The 16238-nt window shown below is 37.6% G+C and carries 14 protein-coding genes; all 14 read left to right on the forward strand.

All coding sequences use genetic code 11. The features are described from left to right. The first annotated feature begins 222 nt into the window (after nt 1-222). Nucleotides 223-2334, forward strand: a complete 2112-nt coding sequence (locus tag NST46_RS15180; protein WP_341137756.1) for a polyribonucleotide nucleotidyltransferase — start codon at nt 223-225, stop codon at nt 2332-2334. 221 nt (nt 2335-2555) lie between these two features. Next, nucleotides 2556-3500, forward strand: a complete 945-nt coding sequence (locus NST46_RS15185; protein ID WP_095308714.1) for a polysaccharide deacetylase family protein — start codon at nt 2556-2558, stop codon at nt 3498-3500. 118 nt (nt 3501-3618) lie between these two features. Further along, nucleotides 3619-4842: a M16 family metallopeptidase gene (locus NST46_RS15190; RefSeq protein WP_095308716.1), complete on the forward strand. Its 1224-nt coding sequence runs from the start codon at nt 3619-3621 to the stop codon at nt 4840-4842. Between the two features lie 386 nt (nt 4843-5228). After that, nucleotides 5229-5471 (forward strand): YlmC/YmxH family sporulation protein, encoded by a 243-nt coding sequence (locus NST46_RS15195; RefSeq protein ID WP_095308718.1) that lies wholly within the window; start codon nt 5229-5231, stop codon nt 5469-5471. Nucleotides 5472-5731: 260 nt separating this feature from the next. Continuing rightward, a complete protein-coding gene (locus tag NST46_RS15200) occupies nt 5732-6571 on the forward strand; it encodes a LysM peptidoglycan-binding and 3D domain-containing protein (protein ID WP_341137433.1) in 840 nt (279 codons plus the stop codon). Nucleotides 6572-6783: 212 nt separating this feature from the next. Further along, nucleotides 6784-7668 (forward strand): dipicolinic acid synthetase subunit A, encoded by an 885-nt coding sequence (gene dpaA / locus NST46_RS15205; protein ID WP_341137434.1) that lies wholly within the window; start codon nt 6784-6786, stop codon nt 7666-7668. Beyond that, entirely contained in the window at nt 7665-8270 is a 606-nt protein-coding gene (gene dpaB / locus NST46_RS15210; protein ID WP_341137435.1) for a dipicolinate synthase subunit B, read from the forward strand. The genes dpaA and dpaB overlap by 4 nt, the downstream gene beginning before the upstream one ends. Before the next feature lie 51 nt (nt 8271-8321). After that, nucleotides 8322-9368 (forward strand): aspartate-semialdehyde dehydrogenase, encoded by a 1047-nt coding sequence (locus NST46_RS15215; RefSeq protein WP_095308726.1) that lies wholly within the window; start codon nt 8322-8324, stop codon nt 9366-9368. A gap of 118 nt (nt 9369-9486) precedes the next feature. Further along, nucleotides 9487-10719, forward strand: a complete 1233-nt coding sequence (gene dapG / locus NST46_RS15220; RefSeq protein ID WP_095308728.1) for an aspartate kinase — start codon at nt 9487-9489, stop codon at nt 10717-10719. Nucleotides 10720-10760: 41 nt separating this feature from the next. Then, entirely contained in the window at nt 10761-11627 is an 867-nt protein-coding gene (gene dapA, locus NST46_RS15225) for a 4-hydroxy-tetrahydrodipicolinate synthase (RefSeq protein WP_095308730.1), read from the forward strand. A 90-nt stretch (nt 11628-11717) separates the two neighbouring features. Then, nucleotides 11718-12446, forward strand: coding sequence for a ClpP family protease (locus NST46_RS15230; RefSeq protein WP_251658749.1), 729 nt, complete (start codon nt 11718-11720; stop codon nt 12444-12446). Then, nucleotides 12443-12649 (forward strand): YlzJ-like family protein, encoded by a 207-nt coding sequence (locus NST46_RS15235; protein WP_095308734.1) that lies wholly within the window; start codon nt 12443-12445, stop codon nt 12647-12649. Before NST46_RS15230 ends, NST46_RS15235 begins: the two co-directional genes overlap by 4 nt. Nucleotides 12650-12848: 199 nt before the next feature. Beyond that, a complete protein-coding gene (locus tag NST46_RS15240) occupies nt 12849-15125 on the forward strand; it encodes a DNA translocase FtsK (RefSeq protein ID WP_118888908.1) in 2277 nt (758 codons plus the stop codon). A gap of 361 nt (nt 15126-15486) precedes the next feature. Further along, nucleotides 15487-16212, forward strand: a complete 726-nt coding sequence (locus tag NST46_RS15245) for a GntR family transcriptional regulator (RefSeq protein WP_095308738.1) — start codon at nt 15487-15489, stop codon at nt 16210-16212. Nucleotides 16213-16238: the final 26 nt, after the last annotated feature.

Genomic DNA, 16238 nt, shown 5'->3' on the forward strand with positions numbered 1-16238 from the left:
AATAGGGTTTGGTTATATTTCTTAATTTACCTATTATTGACTATTTAGATTACATAAAGCTAAACATAGTATAAATAGGGATTCTTCTAGTATATCAAGTGCTTTCTCGCATTTGATTCCTTAACATCTTTAGTTTATTCTAAAGGAGGAAACCTATTTATAGGATGATATCTATTAATAATGCTTATAAGGAAAGTTGTATTGAAAGGAGCACTACGACTAATGGCTGAAGAAAAACAAGTCTTCTCTACTGAAATTTCTGGTAAGAAATTCACAGTAGAAATTGGAGAACTAGCAAAGCAAGCGAATGGTGCATGTATGGTTCATTATGGCGATACTTCGGTACTAGCTGTTGCCACTGCATCGAAAGAACCTAAGGATTTACCTTTTTTCCCTTTAACCGTTAACTATGAAGAACGATTATATGCGGTAGGTAAAATTCCAGGAGGATTTATTAAACGTGAGGGACGTCCGAGCGAGAAGGCAATCTTAGCATCTCGTTTAATTGACCGTCCAATTCGTCCACTTTTCCCAGATGGCTTCAGAAATGAAGTTCAAGTGATCAGTACAGTTATGAGTGTGGATCAGGATTGTTCATCTGAAATTGCAGCAATGGTTGGATCATCGATTGCACTAAGCGTTTCGAATATCCCGTTTGCTGAACCAATTGCAGGTGTTCATGTAGGTAGAGTAAATGGTGAATTTATTATTAATCCAACTGTTGAGCAAGAAGCGCAGAGCGACATTGAATTAACGGTTGCAGGTACAAAAGATGCGATCAACATGGTAGAGGCTGGGGCAAATGAAGTACCGGAAGAAGTAATGCTAGAGGCGATCATGTTTGGTCATGAGGAGATTAAACGTCTTGTTGCATTTCAAGAGCAAATCGTTAAATCTGCTGGCGTAGAAAAATCAGAGATTACCTTATTTGAACTAGATGAAGCTCTGCAAGCCAAAATTGAAGCAGATGCAAAGGATAAGCTAATTGCTGCAATTCAAGTACAAGAAAAGCATGCAAGAGAAGATGCCATTAACGAAGTAAAACAAGAGGTGTTAGCGGCATATGAAGAGGCTGAGCCTGAGGAAATTAAACAGGTGAAGAACATTTTAGATAAAATGGTAAAGGAAGAAGTGCGTAGACTGATTACGAAAGAAAAAGTTCGTCCAGACGGTCGTAAGCCAGATGAAATTCGTCCGCTTTCTTCACGTATTCATGTCCTTCCAAGAACGCATGGTTCAGGATTGTTTACACGTGGACAAACCCAAGCGCTTAGTATTTGTACATTAGGAGCTTTAGGTGACGTACAAATCTTAGATGGTTTAGATCTAGAAGAGACGAAACGCTTTATGCATCATTATAACTTCCCACAATACAGCGTTGGAGAAACTGGCCCAATTAGAGGACCTGGTCGTCGTGAAATAGGTCATGGTGCATTAGGTGAACGAGCACTTGAAAAAGTTGTTCCTTCAGATAAAGATTTCCCTTATACGATTCGTCTCGTATCCGAGGTTTTAGAATCGAATGGTTCTACTTCCCAAGCAAGTATTTGTGCTAGTACGTTAGCGATGATGGATGCCGGTGTACCAATTAAGGCACCAGTTGCTGGAATTGCAATGGGACTTGTTAAATCAGGAGAAGACTACACAATTTTGACAGATATCCAAGGAATGGAAGACGCTTTGGGGGATATGGACTTTAAAGTTGCCGGAACAGCAGAAGGAATTACAGCATTGCAAATGGATATTAAAATTGAAGGCTTATCTAGAGAAATTTTAGAAGAAGCATTAACCCAAGCTAAAAAAGGACGTCTGCAAATTTTAGATTCCATGCTTGCTACAATCGGTGAACCAAAAACAGAGCTCTCTGAATTCGCGCCGAAAATTTTAACCATGTCTATTAACCCGAATAAAATCCGTGATGTTATTGGACCAAGCGGTAAGCAGATTAATCAAATTATTGATGAAACTGGTGTTAAAATTGATATCGAGCAAGACGGTAGTGTATTCATTTCATCTATAGATGCTTCTATGAATGAAAAAGCGAAAAAAATCATTGAAGATCTTGTTCGTGAGGTAGAAGTAGGTCAAATGTATTTAGGTACAGTTAAACGTATTGAAAAATTTGGTGCCTTTGTAGAGCTATTTAAAGGTAAAGATGGATTAGTCCATATATCTGAACTAGCGGAAGAACGTACCAATAAAGTCGAAGACGCCGTATCGATTGGTGATCAGATTATGGTAAAAGTAAAAGAAATTGATCGCCAAGGTCGAGTAAATCTTTCCCGTAAAGCTGTACTGCTAGAAGAAAAGGAAAGAGCAGAAAAAGCAAAATAAAGATAATTGTAAAAGAAGGAAGCTGAGATTTCAGTTTCTTTTTTTATATTCTAGCATTATTATTTGATGGATAGTGGTTAAACTAATAAGTACCTCACCACGTTAAGTGTACGCAAAAATAATGGCGATATGCTTCTTTCTATTTAAGAGTTCGCTTTTTCGAGATTTATTTTTTCATACTTGTCCCACTTTTGCATAGAAATGTAAGGGGAGGGGTGTCTATGAGAAGCTATCGTAAATATGTAAATCTTTGTGTCTTTTTATTAATTTTAGCGACAGCATTTCAAGTCGATTATAATCCATTTACTATAAATTTAGCTGCAATGGGATCTCAAGTGATTAACCAAAAAGATGCTTTATACCAGGAAATACAAGAAAAGAAAGAATTATATTCAGTGAAGCCACAAGATGCTTATATTGATCGAGTTTGGAAAAAAACTGCAGGTCGAAATGGTTTAGAAGTAAACATCGAAAAATCTTATGAAAAGATGAAAGAAACTGGAATATTCGATGAGTCAAAGCTCGTATTTGATCAAATATCTCCAGAAGTTAGCCTTATGGATCTCGATGGCTCGCCTATATATCGTGGTCATCCAGAGAAGGATATGGTGGCCTTTTTCATAAATGTGTCTTGGGGTGAAGAGCATATACCGGAAATGCTACGCATATTGAAGGAAAATCAAGTTAAGGCTACTTTTTTTATTGAAGGTAAATGGGCACAACAGAATTCAGAAATCGTAAAGATGATAGATGAACAAGGTCATGTCATTGGTAACCATGCTTATAATCATCCTGATATGGCTAGACTTTCTAATCAAGCGATGATTGATCAAATAAGTCAAACAAACCAGATTCTAACTGCTATTACTGGTAAGAAGGCAAAATGGTTTGCCCCGCCTAGTGGAAGTTATAATGACCAAGTTGTCTATTCTGCAGAAGACTTAAATATGGAAACGATTCTCTGGACAGTGGATACGATTGATTGGAAGAATCCGTCAGTTTCTGTTATGATTAACCGGGTGAAGGATAAAATTCACCCTGGTGCTACAATATTGATGCACCCTACACCTGCCACAGCAAATGGATTAGAACAGCTAATTCAATTAGTAAGAGAAAGTGGTTACAGATTAGGAACAATTGACATGCTGCTTAGTGAAGAAAGGTAAGGCGTTGGTTTTCACGTTTTGGTGCTTAAACAGGGAAATGCCAAAGCGATAAATTAGTCCTGGAGTGTTATGATGTTTCGCTCCTTTGATAGATCTCGTTACTTTAGGAGGAAGAATATTGATAGATAAACACATTAGTAAAAATGGTGTGCGAATTGTGTTAGAAAAAATACCAGCAGTTCGTTCAGTTACGATTGGTATTTGGGTATTAACTGGTTCTAGAAATGAATCAGTTGAAAATAATGGGATATCCCATTTTTTAGAGCATATGTTTTTTAAAGGTACAAAAACAAGAACTGCTCAAGACATCGCAGAAGCGTTTGATTCCATCGGCGGGCAAATAAATGCATTCACATCCAAAGAATATACGTGTTTTTATGCAAAAGTATTGGATACACATAAGGATTATGCGTTAGAAATTCTTGCAGATATGTTCTTCAATTCAACATTTGATGAAGCGGAAATGGAACGCGAGAAAAAAGTTGTATTTGAAGAAATCAAAATGTATGAAGATACGCCAGATGATATTGTCCATGATTTGTTGGCAAAGGCTTCTTATGGAGATCATCCATTAGGGTATTCCATTCTTGGGACAGAAGCACATTTAAAATCATTTAAGCCAGAAACATTAAGAGAGTATGTAAAACAACGCTACACTCCTGAAAATGTGGTGGTTTCCGTAGCGGGTAATGTGGATGATTCCTTCATTTATAAGATTGAGGATTACTTTGGTGCATATGAATCACCAGCAGAGAAAACAAAAATTTTAAAACCAGCTTTCTATGCAAATTCTATTGAGCGCAATAAGGACACGGAGCAAGCACATCTTTGTTTCGGTTTTGAAGGGCTTCCATTAGGGGACGAACATATTTATAGCCTTATTATAATGAATAATGTACTTGGTGGAAGTATGAGCTCCAGATTATTCCAGGATGTCCGTGAAAAACAAGGATTAGCGTACTCTGTATTCTCTTATCATTCCACTTTCCTTGATAATGGTTTGCTTACAATTTATGCGGGTACTGGCAAGGAACAGCTTTCTTTATTAAAGGATACAATTAATCAAACAATGGAGATATTGATAAATAAAGGTTTAACCGATAAGGAACTACGAAACAGCAAAGAGCAATTAAAAGGCAGTTTAATGCTTGGTTTAGAGAGCACCAATAGTAGAATGTCAAGAAATGGCAGAAATGAATTGTTATTACAACGTCATCGCACACTAGATGAAATTATTCGTGAAATTGACGCAGTGAATCACGATTCTATTGGGAAAGTTATCAAAAAAATATTTAATAAACCAGCTTCAACTGCATTAATCGCACCTGCCAGTGTTCTTTAAGCTATTCGAACATGTGAGAATTTTTCTAAGCTATACATGAGACATAGTAAGCTACTATGAAACGTAAGATGTATTTACTTATTGAGCGAGAATTTTTGTGAATTTACGTCTTTCAAACGAGCATTTCCCCCGTGAGAGGAGGAATGCTCGTTTTTATTATAAACATACTGTGTAATGACAATAGAGTCATTAAAACTTTTTCTGTCCAATCCAGATTCTACTCACATTTTTCTTCCGTTATATTCTTTTATTATTAGTTGCCGTTTTCCACTAGATCGCCTAATCCCAGATAGAAAGAATGATGTTTTAAACATCTACATGATCATACATAGCTTGCTTCAAACAACATATATATGAAGTATAAAGGAAAAGGAGAAGGTGATTAGATGCGGTTTCGTGATATGGGTGATAAAGAAATAATCAATGTTAATGAGGGTACAAGATTAGGCATGCTTGGGCAGACAGATTTGGAAATCGATGAATCAACTGGACAGATAGAAGCATTTATTATTCCAAATTATAAGTGGTTTGGACTTGTAAAAGAAGGGGAAGAAACGAAGATCCGCTGGAACTCAATTAAGAAAATCGGAGAAGATATGATTATGATTGAAACAGATAAGCTAGAATAGTTAGTTTTGTTGCAAGAGCAGGTATCAAATAGATGATGCCTGTTTTTGTTTAGCGTAGCAGCCGAAACAGCCACAAGGCACTTCTATCCATAGCTACCCTTACTCTATTGTATGCACGTGATAGAGCAAATAGAACCGATTAATCGAAAAAACTTGTATTTGTAATTTAAGACATATACTCTTAAACAAGCCGTAACCGCACATAATCCGTCCCCGTGGTACGATTACGTTACAGTAATTAAAACGAGGGGGACTACATAATGAAAAAGATAGTAGCTCTAATTATTGGTTTAATTATTACAGGTGTAACTGCGACAACAGTTTCGGCAGCAACTGATTATGAAGTTAAAAAAGGAGATAACCTTTGGACAATAGCACATCATAACAATACGACTGTAGAAAAATTAAAGGATATTAATGAATTGGATTCTTCGCTGATTCATCCAAAGCAAATGTTAAAGTTGGATGAGACAGAACCAGAATATTACATCGTAGAAAAAGGAGATAGTTTGGGTGAAATTAGTAGAGGTTATGGTGATGAAGTTACAGTTGAAAATTTGAAGGCTTGGAATAATCTTAATTCAGATTTAATCATCATTGGGCAGCAGTTGGTTGTTAATGATGCTAGTGAGTTGAACACGGAACAAGTGGCAGCCGAACAAGCAAATGCCGATTCAACAATTGAAATGAAAGAGGCAGAATCAGTGCCAGAGAATGAAACAGAAGAGGCAACGGAAGATGAAGTTGTAACGCTGGAAGCAGAAGAAGAGGTCAATTCTACCGCTGAATCCGAATCAACACAGCCGAATGGCAAAACAATTTCAGTTGAAGCAACTGCTTACACTGCATATTGCTCTGGATGCTCAGGAATTACAGCTACAGGTATTGATTTAAAAGCAAATCCTTATGAAAAGGTGATTGCGGTTGATCCAAATGTTATTCCACTCGGTACGAAGGTTTTCGTAGAAGGTTATGGTCATGCAGTAGCTGCTGATACTGGAGGAGCAATAAAAGGTAATAAAATAGATATTCATGTACCTACAAAGGATCAAGCGTATAACTGGGGAAGAAAAGTAGTGGAAGTAACGATTTTGGAATGATTAGAGAATAACATACAAAAGAGAGCTTTCCATAACATAGAAGGCAATTAAGCTGTTAGAAAAGGTTTGAAATAAAGGTGTAGACAGATATCGTATAAGGATATCTGTCTTTTTGCTTTCTTTTTTTATTCAGACAATCACTCTCACTGCGAGTTCACATAAGCTATAAAGAAAATGAAAACAGGAAGTATGTCTGGAGGGTCTATATAATAATGAGTCAATTTATAGCTGTAATTGGCGGAGACGCACGCTATTTAGAATTAATCAGGCAACTAAAGACATTACCTGATACCACTTTGATGTTAGTTGGCTTTGATAAACTGGAACAGGGATTTACAGGATCAAATCAAATGGACTTTGAAGAACTCGAACCGTCTAAGTTAGATGCAATTATATTACCAATAACTGGTACAGATATGTCCGGAAATATCGAAACTGTATTTTCAGATAAACAGATCCAAATAGAAAAGTCGTGGTTTAAGAAATTTAAAAGCAATACCCTGGTTTTTACCGGAATAACAAATGAGTATTTAACTTCAGCTACAACGGCAGCAAATATTGATTTGGTACCGTTACTGGATAGGGATGACGTAGCAATTTATAATTCAATACCTACAGCAGAAGGTGCAATAATGATGGCCTTTGAAGAAACAGATTATACAATCCACTCGTCACGTGTTGTTGTAGTCGGGTTCGGCAGGGTTGGGAATACAGTGGCAAATAAGTTTTCAGCTTTGGGAGCGAAGGTTTCGGTATGTGCAAGAAGTATTAGAGATTTAGCAAGAATCACCGAAATGGGATTACATGCGATTCCGTTGGAAAAGCTTTCTGATCATACCCATGACTGTGATTTACTTATTAATACAATTCCAGCCCCGATTGTAACGAAGGATGTAATCCAAAATTTGCCGCCAAATGGAATTATCATCGATTTAGCATCCAAACCTGGTGGAACGGATTTTGATTTTGCAGAAAAACGTGGAATCAAAGCAATTCTAGCGAGAAGCTTACCTGGAATTGTTGCCCCAAGAACAGCTGGGAGAATACTTGCGGATGTTATAACACAGATTCTTGATGAAACGAGGGAGTCCGAATGAGTTTAGCAGGGAAACGAATTGGATTCGGTTTAACTGGATCCCATCATACACATAGTCAGGTTTTCCCGCAGATTGAGAAGCTCATCGAGGAGCAGGCAGAAGTTATTCCAATTGTATCCTACACGGTTCAAACCACCGATACGAAATTTGGTAAAGCAACAGAGCATATTGAAAGACTTGAGGCTATCACAGGGAAAAAAGTAGTCAAAACAATTCCGGAAGCTGAGCCGTTTGGACCGAAAAATCCGCTTGATTGTATGGTAGTCGCACCACTTACAGGAAATTCGTTAAGTAAGCTTTCGAATGCATTAACTGATAACCCAGTTTTAATGGCTGCTAAGTCAACAATGAGAAATCAAAATCCGGTTTTACTCGGTGTAACGACCAATGATGCACTTGGGTTAAATGGGATAAACTTAATGCGGCTATTAAACAGTAAATATATTTATTTTATTCCCTTTGGTCAAGATGACCCGTTTAAAAAACCAAACTCATTAGCAGCTAAATTAGATTACCTTGTAGATAGTGTGAAATACGCATTAAACGGAAAACAACTTCAACCACTTATTATTCCTTATATGGATGAAAATATGGTAAAATAAAATGCTATAAGATAAAAAAGATATATTCGATTTTGGAGGGAGTTATTGTAAATGGTACAGAAAACAGCATTTAATGTCGCAGTAGTAGGAGCAACAGGGGCAGTAGGACAAAAAATCATGCAATTATTAGAGGAGAAAAATTTCCCAATCAATAGAATTAAATTGCTCTCATCTAAAAGGTCTGCAGGTAAAAAGGTAGTATTTAACAATAATGAGGTTACAATTGAAGAAGCGAAGCCGGAAAGTTTTGAAGATGTGGATATTGCTTTATTCTCAGCTGGAGGCTCAATATCCAAGGCGCTTGCACCAGAAGCAGTTAAGCGTGGGGCAGTTGTAATTGATAATACAAGTGCATTTCGAATGGAAGAAAATGTGCCACTTGTTGTGCCGGAAGTAAACAATGAAGATATAGCGAAGCATAACGGAATTATTGCTAATCCAAATTGTTCAACTATTCAAATGGTTGCTGCATTAAAGCCGATAAAGGATGCTTATGGAATTAATCGTATTATTGTTTCTACGTATCAAGCAGTATCGGGTGCAGGAGCGCAAGCGGTTGAAGAGCTAAAGACTCAATCGGCACAATACCTGAATGATGAAAAAATGGAAGCAAACTTACTTCCTGTTTCAGGTGATGAGAGACATTATCCAATTGCATTTAATGCTCTGCCTCAAATCGATATATTCGAAGAGAATGGGTATACGTTTGAAGAAATGAAGATGATTAATGAAACAAAAAAAATTCTGCATGATACGGAACTATCTGTAGCTGCTACATGTGTAAGGCTTCCATTCTTTACCTCCCATGCAGAAAGTATTTATATAGAAATCGAGCAAGAGAATGTTCGTGTTGAGGATATTTGGAAACAACTTGAGAATGCTGATGGAGTGGAACTTGAAGACAATCCCAAAACACAGACATATCCAACACCGTTAAGTGCTGCAGATAAAGAAGAGGTCTTTGTTGGCCGCGTTCGTAAAGATATCGATAATGCCAAAGGATTCCATCTTTGGGTCGTATCTGACAATCTTCTTAAAGGCGCTGCTCTTAACACGGTTCAAATTGCCCAATCTTTAATAAAAAATAATTGGCTTTAAGGGGTCATAATTTCAATGTTTAAATCGAAACCAATTGAGGGAATCTGTATGTAAATACAGTTCCTTCTGTTTATGACCTCCTAAGTATCCGGTATTTAGTAATAATAGAGGTGTGATCATGCAAATATTGGTTCAAAAATTTGGCGGAACTTCTGTTCAATCAGAAGAAAATAGAGAGTATGTAATGAAACATATTAAAGAGGCTTTAATAAAAGGTTATAAATTAGTTGTTGTTGTTTCCGCTTTAGGAAGAAAGCCGGATCCATATGCTACAGATACGCTATTAGGGCTAGTTGATTATCCGCGTAATCAAAACTCCGCCCGAGAATTGGATCTCCTAATGTCTTGTGGAGAAATAATTTCTGCTGTTGTACTTTCAAATGAGCTTCAAAAATTCAGCATATCAGCAACTGCATTAACTGGATCACAAGCAGGCTTTTTAACGTCAGAGGATTTCAATAAAGCACGTATTAAAGAAGTAAATCCAACACGTATTTTAAAAGAATTTGAAACGCATGATGTTGTTGTTGTTGCAGGCTTTCAAGGTCAAAGCTATGCTGGTGAGATTACAACGATTGGTCGTGGGGGCAGCGATACAACTGCAGCTGCACTAGGAGTCGCACTTGATGCAGAGCGAATTGAGATTTTTACTGACGTAAATGGCATTATGACTGCAGATCCCCGTGTAGTTAAGAGCGCACGTCAACTTAAAATCGTCACATATACGGAGATATGTAATTTAGCATATCAAGGTGCAAAGGTTATTCATCCCCGCGCAGTGGAAATCGCGATGCAAGGGAAAATTCCGATGCGAATAAGATCAACGTACTCTGAAGATCTAGGCACGTTGGTTACTTCATCAAGAGTACTTGAAATGGGTGTAGATATACCAGATCGAATGATTACTGGAATTGCTCATATGTCCTCCATTACACAAATCAAAGTAAAAACAAAGGAATCAGCCTATCGATTACAGTCTGAAGTCTTTAAGTCAATGGCTGAAGCAGGTATTTCAGTTGATTTTATCAATATATCTCCAACAGGTGTTGTTTACACGGTTCCTGAAGCACTAACTGAGAAAGCTGTTCATATCTTGGAAGTATTAGGATTCTACCCAGAAGTAACAGAGGGTTGTGCGAAAGTCTCGGCTGTTGGGGCAGGAATGACGGGTGTTCCAGGAGTAGCTTCTAAAATCGTTCAGGCTTTAACGAATTCAGGTGTTCAAATATTACAGTCCGCCGATAGCCATACAACCATTTGGGTTCTTGTGCATCAAGTTGATTTAATTACAGCTGTAAATGCACTACATGATGTATTTGAGCTAAGTCATATAAATGAACTCCAAAGATAGATAAGATACCAAATTTAGATAAGAAAGGTGATCGATCATTCATGAATTTTGGCGAAGTATTGACGGCGATGGTCACTCCGTTTGATAAAAATGGGCAAATTGATTTTGCGCAGACGAACGTATTGATTGATTATTTAATCGATAATGGGACTGATGCACTTGTAATAGCAGGAACGACTGGAGAATCACCCACACTGCGTACAGAAGAAAAAATTAATCTGTTTAAGTATGTCGTGAAGAAGGTGGATAGGCGAGTACCTGTTATTGCTGGAACAGGGAGCAATAGCACAGAGGCATCCATTGATTTGACAAAAAAGGCAGATGAATGTGGTGTTGACGGGATCATGCTTGTTACACCTTATTATAATAAGCCTGATCAACGCGGAATGTATACACATTTCTCTGCAATTGCCCAGGAAACGAATTTGCCTATAATGCTTTATAATATACCAGGACGTTCAGTGGTAAATTTAACTGCAGAAACTGTTATTAATTTAAGTCAAATTGACAATATCGTATCCATGAAAGAAGCAAGTGGAGATCTTGATCAAGTTGCGGAAATTATTGAACATACACCGAATGATTTCAGTGTGTACAGTGGAGACGACGGATTAACGATACCAATGTTGGCAATTGGTGCTGATGGAGTCGTTTCAGTTGCTTCCCATGTTATTGGTAATGAAATGCAGACAATGGTTCAGCAATTTAAAAATGGTCAGGTTCAGGAAGCGGCAGCGCTACATCGTGAATTGCTCCCGATTATGAACGGGCTTTTTACAGCGCCAAGCCCCAGCCCTGTTAAAGCAGCACTGCAATTGAAAGGAATCGAAACTGGCGGTGTACGTATGCCACTAGTTCCTTTAACAGATGAAGAGATAAGTAAGTTGAAGCTTCTATTAGATAAATAACAATACCGGCTATGGTTTTAGCCGGTATTTTTTGTATGTTTACGTTCATACTACCTTTATAGGTGAGTTTTTAAAAAGGAGTGTTCGTAAATGAATAACAATCCAGAAGAAAATGAAAATCAAGAGGACAAGCCCAATGCATCGTCGATTGTTGAGAAAATCCAACAGTTAGGTCAATCTAATATTCCACAAGCACCTGATTCAAATATTCACGTTCTGTCAATCATTGGTCAAGTAGAAGGACATATCCAGCTGCCGCCGCAAAATAAGACAACTAAATATGAACATTTATTACCACAGCTTATTGCTATTGAACAAAATCCAAAAATTGAAGGATTAATTATTTTGCTGAATACAGTAGGGGGAGATGTTGAGGCAGGGCTTGCTCTCGCTGAAATGATTGCTTCGATTTCAAAACCAACGGTATCAATTGTACTTGGCGGTGGCCATTCGATTGGCGTACCGATAGCAGTAGCCACAGACTATTCCTTCATTGTTCCAACGGCTACGATGACGATTCATCCAGTTCGGTTAACTGGCTTAGTTATTGGAGTACCACAAACCTTCGAATATCTAGATAAAATGCAAGAAAGGGTCATCCAATTTGTCGTCCAGCATTCAAACATAAAGGAAGAGAAATTTAAAGATCTTATGTTTGCAAAAGGGAATTTAACGAGAGATATTGGTACAAATGTAGTTGGAAAAGACGCTGTAGAATACGGATTAATTGATCAGGTCGGTGGTGTAAAAGATGCCATGAGTAAATTAACAGCGTTTATTGGAAGTAATAATGGTGCAGAAGGCGGTGTCATACAATGATATTGTATACGCCATTAGCTCAACATGATATCTTTCCAGTAGAACAAGGAGGATTTTCAAATGTGGAGCATATCGCTTACGATGGAAGAATGATATATGCTATAAAAACGAAGGATGGCTCTTATCAAATTCAGCAGCTTGTTTCAACTGATCCACAAGATTATTTGCGGAAAGAATTTTCTCCTGGCAGTATTCTTTCATAAACATGCTATTGAAATTTAAACCCTAATATGCGAAGTAGGACTTAGCCTATCTTCTAGAGCGAATATTATATGATAGGAAATAGTCTCCACTGAATGAGGCTCTACTTTTATGGTATAATTAAGTTATTCAGTAAACCCTTGCCATTTTGTTGGTGAGGGTTTACTATTCATATATGTTGGAGTAGATAGAGGTGAAAAAATGGCGAAAAAAAGAAAGCGAAAAAGCACTAAAAAAACGAGGTCTATGCGGTTGGAACTTTTAGGTCTGCTGTTTATCTTTTTATCCATCTTCGGGAGTGGAGCAAGTGCAATAAGCGATGGTGCAATACCTGGATGGATGGAGCATTTCTTCCAATTCTTTCTTGGAATTTGGTATTTTGTTGCATCTGTTTTTCTGTTTATTACTGGTGTTCTGCTACTAGTTAAACGAAAATACCCGAATTTCTGGAGTAGGAAAATGGTAGGTTTTTATATTCTATTTGCTGGTATTCTACTATTGTCACATATACAAACGGTTGAGAGTTTACTAGTAACAGCTGGAAATGTGTCCATTATCGGAACAACTTGGAATAATTTCTTAGACTATGTTAGTGGTGCCGGTACTGTGGTGCAAACGGGCGGAGGAATGATAGGAGCAGTCATTTTTACATTTTGTAATTTTTTATTTTCATTAGCTGGCTCAAAAATCGTTGCTGTTTTTTCTATATTAATTGGTCTTATATTTATTACCGATATATCCGTTGGCGACTTATTTTCTAAACTCTTTTCGAGAATGAAAAAGAGTGCTGAGAATCAGTTTGTCAAATGGAAGGATGTTCGAGCAGCGAAAAAGCAGCAAAAGGAAGAACGGAAACTACAGGACGAAGCGGTTATAGAAACAATACAGCACGAAGAACCAGTAATTAATGATTTTACAGATATTGCCTATGCCGCAGACAATACGGAAAAAGAGCCTGCTCATGAAGCACCAGTAGCAGAAGAAAAAGCTAAAAAGAAAGAAGTGGACGAAGCGGACGACGTTCCGGAAATGGCACTGACAGAAACAGAAAACCCAGAATATATATTGCCATCTCCTAATTTACTGGCTGATCCAGCTCATAATTCACAGCAAAAGGAAAAGTCACAAATACAAGCTACTGTTCGAAAGCTGGAACAAACATTTAAAAGTTTTGGTGTTAAGGCTAGAATTACAAAAGTTCATGTAGGTCCAGCTGTCACAAAATATGAGGTATATCCAGAAGCTGGTGTTAAGGTAAGTAAAATTGTTAGTCTTCACGATGACCTAGCACTTGCACTGGCAGCGAAGGATATACGGATTGAAGCACCAATTCCCGGAAAATCCGCAGTTGGAATCGAAGTGCCGAACCAAGAGATTGCCATGGTATCATTACGAGAAGTGCTCGATAAAACGTGGAATAATAAATCTTCCAAACTACTTTATGCATTAGGTAGAGACATATCTGGTGAGGCTGTAGTAGGGGAATTAAACAAGATGCCCCATCTGTTAATTGCAGGTGCAACTGGTAGCGGGAAAAGTGTTTGCGTTAACGGAATTATTACGAGTATCCTGATGCGTACAAAACCACATGAAGTTAAAATGATGATGATTGATCCAAAGAAAGTAGAATTGAATGTTTATAATGGTATTCCGCATCTATTGGCTCCAGTAGTAACAGATCCTAAAAAGGCATCAAGAGCATTAAAAAAGGTCGTTTCTGAAATGGAAAGAAGATATGATTTATTTTCTGACACCGGGACACGTAATATTGAAGGATATAACGAATATATTCGCAAATATAATGTAGGATCAGATGAAACACAGCCACAACTTCCTTACATTGTAGTTCTCGTAGATGAGCTTGCCGATTTAATGATGGTCGCTTCAAATGATGTGGAAGATTCGATTACCCGATTGGCTCAAATGGCTCGTGCGGCAGGTATTCATTTAATAATTGCCACACAGCGTCCATCGGTTGATGTCATTACTGGTGTGATTAAAGCGAATATCCCGTCACGGATTGCATTTAGTGTTTCTTCTCAAACGGATTCAAGGACGATCCTTGACTCGGGGGGAGCCGAGAAACTGCTTGGTAGGGGGGACATGTTGTTTATGCCCGTAGGCTCCTCTAAACCAACCCGTGTACAGGGTGCATTTTTGTCCGACGAAGAAGTAGAAAGAGTTGTGGACCATTGTATTGAACAGCAAAAAGCTTCTTATCAAGAAGAGATGATTCCAGAGGATACAAATGATGCAGTAGAAGAAGTAGATGATGAATTATATGATGATGCGGTACAAATGATTATTGAAATGCAAAGTGCTAGTGTCTCCATGCTGCAACGAAGGTTCCGAATTGGATATACCCGTGCAGCACGATTGATTGATGCGATGGAAGCACGCGGTATTGTTGGACCGTACGAAGGAAGTAAGCCTAGAACTGTGTTAGTTTCGCAGGTAACGGAGGAAAAAACGATGTAGCGTTCTATTAGTATCAATCCGAACGTCGCTAATCGAGCACTTCTGCTATTGTGTTAGCTTCTAGCAAAAAACCAAAATTGTATAAATAAGTAACCACGTATTTTTTATTAATAAGACAGGTGAAGAGTAAACTCACCTGTCTTATTTTAATAGTGACGAAGAAAACTCTTACCTGCGCGGTCTTCGTTAAAAAACTTGTTGAAAACTAAGTTCCCTTGTCACAATTTGTTGATTTTTTTAAGGAATTTATCCTATTTCTATTTATTTATTTAATTAATAGTGGTAAGATAAATGACGGACAAATAGTCATACGTCAGAGGTCAGATCTCTTGGATTGCAGTTAGAGGAAAGAGGGGATTTTGTGTCGATTAAAACGGATTCAAGGCACCTATATTTACAAGTCATCGACGAAATTACAAAAGATATTGAGAATGGCAAGTATAGAGAAAAAGAAAAGCTGCCATCAGAATATCAATTGTCAAAACAATTAGGCGTTTCAAGAGCTACGTTAAGAGAGGCTCTTCGCATTCTTGAAGAAGACAATGTGGTAACGCGGAGACATGGAGTGGGTACCTTTGTAAATTCGAAACCAATTTTTTCATCAGGTATTGAGGAGCTAAGTAGTGTTACTCAAATGATTGAGCAATCCGGTAAAATTGCTGGTTCACAATATTTGTCTACAGAATTAATTGAAGCAACAGATGAAGATAAAGCAAAATTTTCCCCAGGAAAAGTGAATACTCTGGCTAAAATTGAAAGAGTCCGTACAGCTGATAATAAGCCCGTCGTTTTTTGTATTGATAAGGTACCGGAAAACTTAATACCGTTGGATCGAGTGCATGAAGTAGATTCTATCTTTGAACTTTTAGAAAATTATGCAAGTAAACGAATTGCATACGCAGTTACATACATCGAACCAATCAGCTATCATGACCGAATATACAGTATTTTAGACTGTGTACCAGATCAATCACTTCTATTGCTGAGACAGATTCACTATACAAGCAAAGATGAAGCCATCCTATATTCAGCCAATTATTTTCGTTCAGATGTTTTTAGTTTTCATGTCCTTAGAAAAAGGGTGTGACTTAAAAAACTGAATTTTTAGGAGGT

The sequence above is a fragment of the Oceanobacillus sp. FSL W7-1309 genome (genome assembly GCF_038002145.1).
GTDB classification, from domain to species: domain Bacteria; phylum Bacillota; class Bacilli; order Bacillales; family Amphibacillaceae; genus Oceanobacillus; species Oceanobacillus profundus.

Excerpts from the sequence above, each read along its gene's own strand:
- NST46_RS15180 (WP_341137756.1), top strand. The coding sequence starts at position 223 with ATGGCTGAAGAAAAACAAGTCTTCTCTACTGAAATTTCTGGTAAGAAA.
- NST46_RS15185 (WP_095308714.1), top strand. The coding sequence starts at position 2,556 with ATGAGAAGCTATCGTAAATATGTAAATCTTTGTGTCTTTTTATTAATT.
- NST46_RS15195 (WP_095308718.1), top strand. The coding sequence starts at position 5,229 with ATGCGGTTTCGTGATATGGGTGATAAAGAAATAATCAATGTTAATGAG.
- NST46_RS15200 (WP_341137433.1), top strand. The coding sequence starts at position 5,732 with ATGAAAAAGATAGTAGCTCTAATTATTGGTTTAATTATTACAGGTGTA.
- dpaA (WP_341137434.1), top strand. The coding sequence starts at position 6,784 with ATGAGTCAATTTATAGCTGTAATTGGCGGAGACGCACGCTATTTAGAA.
- dpaB (WP_341137435.1), top strand. The coding sequence starts at position 7,665 with ATGAGTTTAGCAGGGAAACGAATTGGATTCGGTTTAACTGGATCCCAT.
- NST46_RS15215 (WP_095308726.1), top strand. The coding sequence starts at position 8,322 with ATGGTACAGAAAACAGCATTTAATGTCGCAGTAGTAGGAGCAACAGGG.
- dapG (WP_095308728.1), top strand. The coding sequence starts at position 9,487 with ATGCAAATATTGGTTCAAAAATTTGGCGGAACTTCTGTTCAATCAGAA.
- dapA (WP_095308730.1), top strand. The coding sequence starts at position 10,761 with ATGAATTTTGGCGAAGTATTGACGGCGATGGTCACTCCGTTTGATAAA.
- NST46_RS15230 (WP_251658749.1), top strand. The coding sequence starts at position 11,718 with ATGAATAACAATCCAGAAGAAAATGAAAATCAAGAGGACAAGCCCAAT.
- NST46_RS15235 (WP_095308734.1), top strand. The coding sequence starts at position 12,443 with ATGATATTGTATACGCCATTAGCTCAACATGATATCTTTCCAGTAGAA.
- NST46_RS15240 (WP_118888908.1), top strand. The coding sequence starts at position 12,849 with ATGGCGAAAAAAAGAAAGCGAAAAAGCACTAAAAAAACGAGGTCTATG.